This is a genomic window from Gemmatimonas sp., assembly GCF_044376735.1.
Lineage (GTDB): Bacteria > Gemmatimonadota > Gemmatimonadetes > Gemmatimonadales > Gemmatimonadaceae > Gemmatimonas.
On the sequence record NZ_JBILKJ010000146.1, the window covers coordinates 1 to 6,551 of the forward strand.

Below are 6,551 nucleotides of genomic sequence, written 5' to 3' on the forward strand. Positions count from 1 at the left end.
CGCCCGACTGCTCGAAGGCGTACGCCATCGCCACCAGGCGCGTGTCGGTGAAGCCCTTGCCCAGCAGTTCGATGCCCACCGGCAGGCCGTCACCCGCGAATCCTGCCGGCACGCTGATGCTGGGCAGTCCGCTCTGCGCGCCCAGGTTGCAGGTGCCGCCGTTCTGCACTTCGCCCACGAGCGTGGGCTTCTGCCGCACGGTGGGATACGCGATGGCATCGAGCTGCAGGCTGTCGAGAATGCGCTCCATGCGCGCGCGCAGTGCCGTTTGACGCGCCAGCACCGTGCGATGCTGTTCGTTGTCGGCATTGAGCACGGTGTCGATCACGCGAAAGCGCACTTCCAGCTGCCGGTCGTACAGGCCGCGATCGAGAATGTCCCGCAGCGATTTCACCGGCGCGTTGGGGACGGTGCGCAGGTAGTCGATGAGATCAAACTTCGTTTCCAGGTTGATCACGCTGGTGTTGGCCATCAGCGTGTCGAACTCAGCCATCGGCACATCAATTACCGTGGCGCCCTGCGCTCGCATGGCCGCAATGGCCGAACGCACGGTATCGGCAATCTCGGCGTCGGTGTCGCGGAAGTACGGCAGGAACACGCCAATGCGTGCGCCACGCAGCGCGTTCTTGTCGAGCGACGCCTGGAACGTTGGCATTGGCATATCACGGAGGACCGACGTAACCGCGTCTTCGCTGTCGTAGCCCACACTCACATCGAGCGCGATGGCGAGATCGGTCACGGTGCGCGCCAACGGACCACCGATGTCCTGCGTGTGCGACAACGGCACGATGCCGCGACGGCTCATCATCCCCTGCGTAGGGCGCAATCCCACCAGCGCGTTGAAGGCACTGGGAATGCGGATGGAGCCACAGGTATCCGAACCCCAGCCCACCGTGGCAAAGCTGGCCGCGATCGCCGCACCCGTACCGCCGCTGGAGCCACCGGGGCAGCGCGTAGGGTCATATGGATTGCGTGTCTGTCCGCCAAGTGAGCTGATGCTGGTGATGCCGGCGGCGAGTTCGTGCAGGTTCGACTTGCCCAGAATGATCGCCCCCGCGTCGCGCAGCTTCTTCACCACGAAGCCATCGCGCGCCGGCTGACTGGTGGCCATCGCCAGCGACCCCGCACTGGTCGGCATGTCGCCGGTGTCGTAGTTGTCCTTGATGATCACCGGGATCCCGTGCATCGGTCCGCGCACCTTGCCGGCCTTGCGCTCGGCGTCGAGTGCTGCGGCTTCGGCGCTCGCCTTGGGATTGATCCGAATGAGCGAGTTGAGCTCGGGCCCGGCATGATCGTACGCCGCGATGCGGGCGAGATACTGCCGCACGAGCTGCACGCTGGAGATCCGCCCCGCCGTGAGCGCCGCCTGCACGTCGGTGACCGAGGCCTCGGTGATCTCCATCGGTGCACTCGCCTTCGCCGGCTGCGCACCGGCGGTGGAGCTCACGCCAAGCAGACTCCCCACCACCATCATCGCACGAATCTTCACGATCACACCCTCAAAAGAAAAATCCGTTCTCTGCGTGCTCTGCGCCTCTGCGTTCCCTGCGTCATCATTTCCACACGCTTAACCCGACGCCGCGAACCGATCACGCAGAGCACACAGAGGCGCAGAGCACCGCAGAGAACTGCCTAAACAGGAAAAAACAGCGACTCGTATTTCACGTTCGTGCGTGGCGACGCCATCATGGGCTCCACCGTGTCGCGCCACCGCGCGTAGTGCGCCGTGGCCTTGTGCTCGGCCGGTGCACTCTCGGTGAGATAGGCTTCGATGAGCGTGAACCGCGTGGGGTCATCGGCTTGCTGCAGCACATCGAAGCGCGCGATCCCCGGTTCGAGCACGCTGTTGGTGGCGTTATCGAGCGTGGCGGCCTGGAACGCGGCAATGTGCTCGGGGAGGACATGCACAAACACCTGAACGACGAGCATGGCAGGGAGTCGGTATGGTGGAGAGCAGGAGAACGTGGTCGGATATAGTCTTCAGCAGCCCAGAACACTATATCGGACTCCATGTCTCACTTGCCGATGCCCATGCCCGTTCGACCGATTGGCGTGCTGTCCGTGCTGTCCGTGCTGGCCATGCTGGCCGCCCTTACGCCGTCGCTGCCGGCCCAGCCTGCGGCCCGGCCCTCCGCCCCGATCGCCGACGCGATCTACACCAACGCCCGCATCTGGACCGGCGATGCCGCGCGCCCCTCGGCACAGGCGATCGCCATCCGCGACGGCAAGCTGATCGCGGTGGGGAGCGACGCCGATGCGCTGAAACACCGCGGCCCCGCGACGCGGGTGGTGGATCTGCAGGGCCGCCGCGTGGTGCCCGGCTTCAGTGACTCCCACTGGCATCTCCCCACCACCGATCAGGCCGACCTCACCGACGCCAAGTCGCCCGCTGAGATTGTGCGTCGACTCAAGGCGTGGAGCGCCAAGCGACCCGCCGGCGCGTGGGTGGTGGGGCGCGGCTGGACCCCGTCCGACTTTCCGGGCAACACGCCGCATCGCCGGTTCCTCGACGTCGCCTTCCCCGGGCAGCCGGTGGTCCTCACCGACCGCGACGGCCACCAGTCGATTGCCAACGGTCGGGCGTTAGCGCTGGCCAAGGTGACCGCCGATACCCCCGACCCCGCGCGCGGCGTGATCGAGCGCGAAGCCCAGGGGGTGCCCACCGGCCTGCTGAAAGAGGCCGCCCGCCAGCTGGTGATGCGCCTCGTGCCGGAACCCACGGTGGCCGACCTCGCCCGGCGTATCGACGAAGAGACCCGCAAGGCGGCATCGTTCGGTATCGTACTGATTCAGGATGCCGGCGGTCGCGCCCCCGAGCACCCCGTGTTCACCATTCTGCGTGCCGCCGCCAAGGCCGACACCATGCGCGTGCGTTATCGCGCCGCCTTCCCGTTCACCCCAGACGCCTCGGCCGCCACGGTTCGTCGGTATACCATGCTGCGCGACAGCCTGAATGGCCCGTGGCTGCGCACGGGGATCGCCAAAGGCATGCTCGATGGCACGGTGGACGCCAAGACCGCCGCGATGCTCGAACCCTATGCCGGGTCTGATGATACGGGGCTCCCATTCTGGCCCGCCGCCACCCTGAACAAGGGCGTGGCCCGCTACGACTCTGCCGGCCTCCAGGTGGAGCTCCACGCCATCGGCGACCGCGCCGTAAGAACCGCCCTCGACGCCTACGCCAACGCCGCCCGGGTGAACCGCACCAGTGGCCGCCGCCACAGAATCGAGCACATCGAAGTGCCGGCGCTGACCGACTTGCCCCGTTTCAAGCAGCTGGGCGTCATCGCCAGCACCCAAGCCATCTTCGCCACCCCCGACCAGACTACCCTCCAGAACTACGCCCCGCTGTTGGGCCCCGAGCGTAGTTCGCGGGCGAACGCTTTCAAGAAATTCGACGACGCCGGCGCCATCCAGGCCTTCGGCAGCGACTACCCCGTATTCCCCATGGATGTGCTGCTGGGCATTTACACCGCCGTCACCCGCCAGACGCCGGAGGGCACCCCCAAGGGCGGCTGGTACCCCGAGAACCGCATCACCGTGGAAGCCGCCCTGCGGCATTACACCAAGGACGCCGCCTACGCCGCGTTCATGGAGAAGGAGACCGGCACACTCGAGGTCGGGAAGAATGCCGACTTCGTGGTCCTCTCCGCTGACATGCTGACTATCCCACCGTCTGCCCTCCTGAAAACGAAGGTCCTCCTCACCATCGTTGGCGGCCGCGAAGCCTACCGTTCCACCAGCTTTCCGTGAGTCTCGCGTCGCGAGTTCGAGTTCCGCGTTCTGAGTCTGCACCCACGGCCCAAGTCCCACGGCCCACGGCCGAGAGCCCATAGCCCAACAGCCCCAAGCCCCCGAGAGCCAAGCCCCCGAGAGCCAAGCCCCCGCCAGCGCTCCTACGCCCCGCAGCGTTTCTTTATCGAAGCTGTTCCAATCCCAACCCCCCAAGACCAATCGTGCCCCCCATTTCCCGTCTCCTCCTCGCCGTCGGCTGCCTCGCATCCGCCAGCGCCGTTTCCGCCCAGCGCGGCCCCGGCGGCCCTCCGCCAGCCCGCGGCGCCGACACCACCTTCGGTGTCTCCTGGCGCAACATCGGCCCCAACCAATCCGGCCGTATGGTCGCCGTGGCCGGCTCCACCCAACGCCCCGACGAGTACTACCTCGGCACCACCGGCGGCGGCGTCTGGAAGACCACTGACGGTGGCAAGACCGCGATGCCGGTGACCGACAAGTACTTCGGCGGCACCATCGGCTCGATTGCCGTGCAGACCACCAACCCCGACGTGGTGTGGGTGGGCGGCGGTGAAACGCCGATCCGCGGCAACGTGTCGCATGGCGAAGGCGTGTGGAAGAGCCTCGATGCCGGCAAGACGTGGACGTACATGGGTCTCAGGGAGACGCAGTACATCTCGCGCGTGCGCATCGATCCCACCAACCCCGACATCGTGTTCGTGGGCGCGCTGGGTCATGTGTTTGGCCCGAACAAGGAACGCGGCGTGTATCGCACGACCGACGGCGGGAAGACGTGGAAGAACATCCTGTTCCGCAACGACAGCACCGGTGTCGCGGACATGATCATGGATCCGTCGAACCCGAAGATCATGTACGTCACCTTCTGGCAGGCCGGGCGGAAGCCGTGGTTGCTGGTGAGCGGTGGCGCGGGCAGCGGCATCTTCAAGACCACCGACGGCGGTGATACGTGGACCGAGATCACGCGCGCGAAGGGCTTGCCGCAGACCGGCCTGCTGGGCGCGATCGGCATCACCGTGTCGCCGGCCAAGCCGAGTCGCTTGTGGGCGATTCTCGAGCATGAGGCGAACGGTGGCGTGTATCGCAGCGACGATGCCGGTGCGTCGTGGACCTTCATGAGCGGCGATCGCAATCTGCGTCAGCGCTCGTGGTACTACTCCAAGCTGTACGCCGATCCGAAGGACACCAACGTCGTGTACGCGCCGCAGGTGAGTCCGATGGTGTCGAAGGATGGCGGCAAGACGTTCACGGCCGGCTTCGGTGGTGGCGACAATCACGACATCTACATCGATCCCACCGACCCCAAGCGCATTGCGGTGGCGCACGACAACGGCGTGATCATCACGAAAGACGGCGGCAGCACACGCACGGCTGTGGCCGTGCCCACGGGTCAGTACTATCACGTGCATCTCACGAGCCACTACCCGTACCATGTGTGTGGCGCGAAGCAGGATGCCGGCTCGTCGTGCGGACCGGTGCGTGAAACGCCGGCGTTCGGTCGTGGTGGATTCGGTGGACCCGGCGGTGGTGGGCCGGTGGCGCCGCCGTCGCCGTTCTCTGCGTTCTATAGTGTGGCGGGCGGTGAGTCGGGCTACATCAGCAGCAATCCGATCGATCCCGACATCATGTTCGGCGCGAACTACGGTGGCAGCATGGACGTGCTGAACCGTCGCACCGGCAAGTCGCGCAGCATCGATCCGTGGCCGCTCGACCCGATGGGTCATGATGCGAAGGACTCGAAGTACCGCTTCCAGTGGACGTACCCGATCGTGCACTCGCCGCATGATCCGAACACGATCTATGTGGGGTCGAACGTCGTGTTCCGTTCCACCAACGGTGGCACCACGTGGACGCCGATCTCGCGCGATCTCACGCGCAACGATCCCGCCACGCTGGGCAGCTCGGGTGGCCCGATCACGAAGGACCAGACGAGCGTGGAGTACTACGGCACCGTGTTCACGATCGCTGAGTCGAAGCTCACGAAGGGGTTGATCTGGACGGGCAGCGATGATGGGTTGTTGTACGTGACGCGCGACAACGGTGTGACGTGGAAGAACGTGACGCCGAAGGGTCTGCCGGAGTGGATGCGCTGGAGCATCATCGAGGCGTCGCCGCACAACCCGGGTACGGCGTGGGTGGCGGGCAACCGCTATCAGATGGACGACTTCGCGCCGTATCTCTATCGCACCACCGATTACGGCGTGACGTGGACCAAGATCACGAACGGCATCGCGTCAGAGCATTTCACGCGGGCGATCCGTGAAGACCTGCATCGCGCGGGCATGGTGTACGCGGCCACCGAGCGTGGCGTGTACGTGTCACACGATGCGGGCGCCAACTGGAAAAGCCTGCAGAAGAATCTGCCGCCGGTGCCGGTACACGACATGATGCTGCGCGACGACGATCTCGCGATCAGCACGCATGGCCGTGCGTTCTGGGTGATGGAGAACCTCACGCCGTTGCGGTGGGAGCCGGAAACCGAGAAGGCCGCGAACGCGCCGTATCTGTACAAGCCGGTGCCGGTGATTCGTCTGAACGGCCAGGCCGCGCCCACGTTCGTGTATCGATTACCGACCGATTCGATGCCGGTCACGTTCCAGTTCTACGACAAGGCTGGCAAACTGCTGGCCACGGTCGCAAGCACGGATACCAACCCCACGCCCGCGGCGGGCGGCCCTGGTGGCGGACGCGGCTTCGGTGCGGCGGCGCCGGCCAAGCCGAGTAACCGGAAGGGGGTGAACCGCTACACGTGGACCATGCGTCACGCCGATGCCACCACGTTCCGTGGCATGATCTTGTGG

General features: G+C 65.8%; 4 protein-coding genes. 2 read left to right on the forward strand and 2 right to left on the reverse strand.

The window, feature by feature from the left end:
• Positions 1-1,495 (reverse strand): amidase family protein (locus ACIRA7_RS13915; protein WP_396221449.1); only part of this gene is annotated, 1,495 nt, incomplete at its 3' end.
• A gap of 137 nt (positions 1,496-1,632) precedes the next feature.
• On the reverse strand, positions 1,633-1,929 hold the full coding sequence (locus ACIRA7_RS13920) for a putative quinol monooxygenase (RefSeq protein ID WP_396221450.1): 297 nt from the start codon (positions 1,927-1,929) through the stop codon (positions 1,633-1,635).
• An 81-nt stretch (positions 1,930-2,010) separates the two neighbouring features.
• Between ACIRA7_RS13920 and ACIRA7_RS13925 the strand changes: the two genes are divergently transcribed.
• The gene (locus ACIRA7_RS13925) at positions 2,011-3,753 is read left to right on the forward strand and encodes an amidohydrolase (RefSeq protein WP_396221451.1); all 1,743 of its coding nucleotides are present in this window, start codon (positions 2,011-2,013) and stop codon (positions 3,751-3,753) included.
• Positions 3,754-3,956: 203 nt separating this feature from the next.
• Positions 3,957-6,551 (forward strand): WD40/YVTN/BNR-like repeat-containing protein (locus ACIRA7_RS13930; RefSeq protein WP_396221452.1); only part of this gene is annotated, 2,595 nt, incomplete at its 3' end.

Excerpts from the sequence above, each read along its gene's own strand:
- ACIRA7_RS13920 (WP_396221450.1), bottom strand. The coding sequence starts at position 1,929 with ATGCTCGTCGTTCAGGTGTTTGTGCATGTCCTCCCCGAGCACATTGCC.
- ACIRA7_RS13925 (WP_396221451.1), top strand. The coding sequence starts at position 2,011 with ATGTCTCACTTGCCGATGCCCATGCCCGTTCGACCGATTGGCGTGCTG.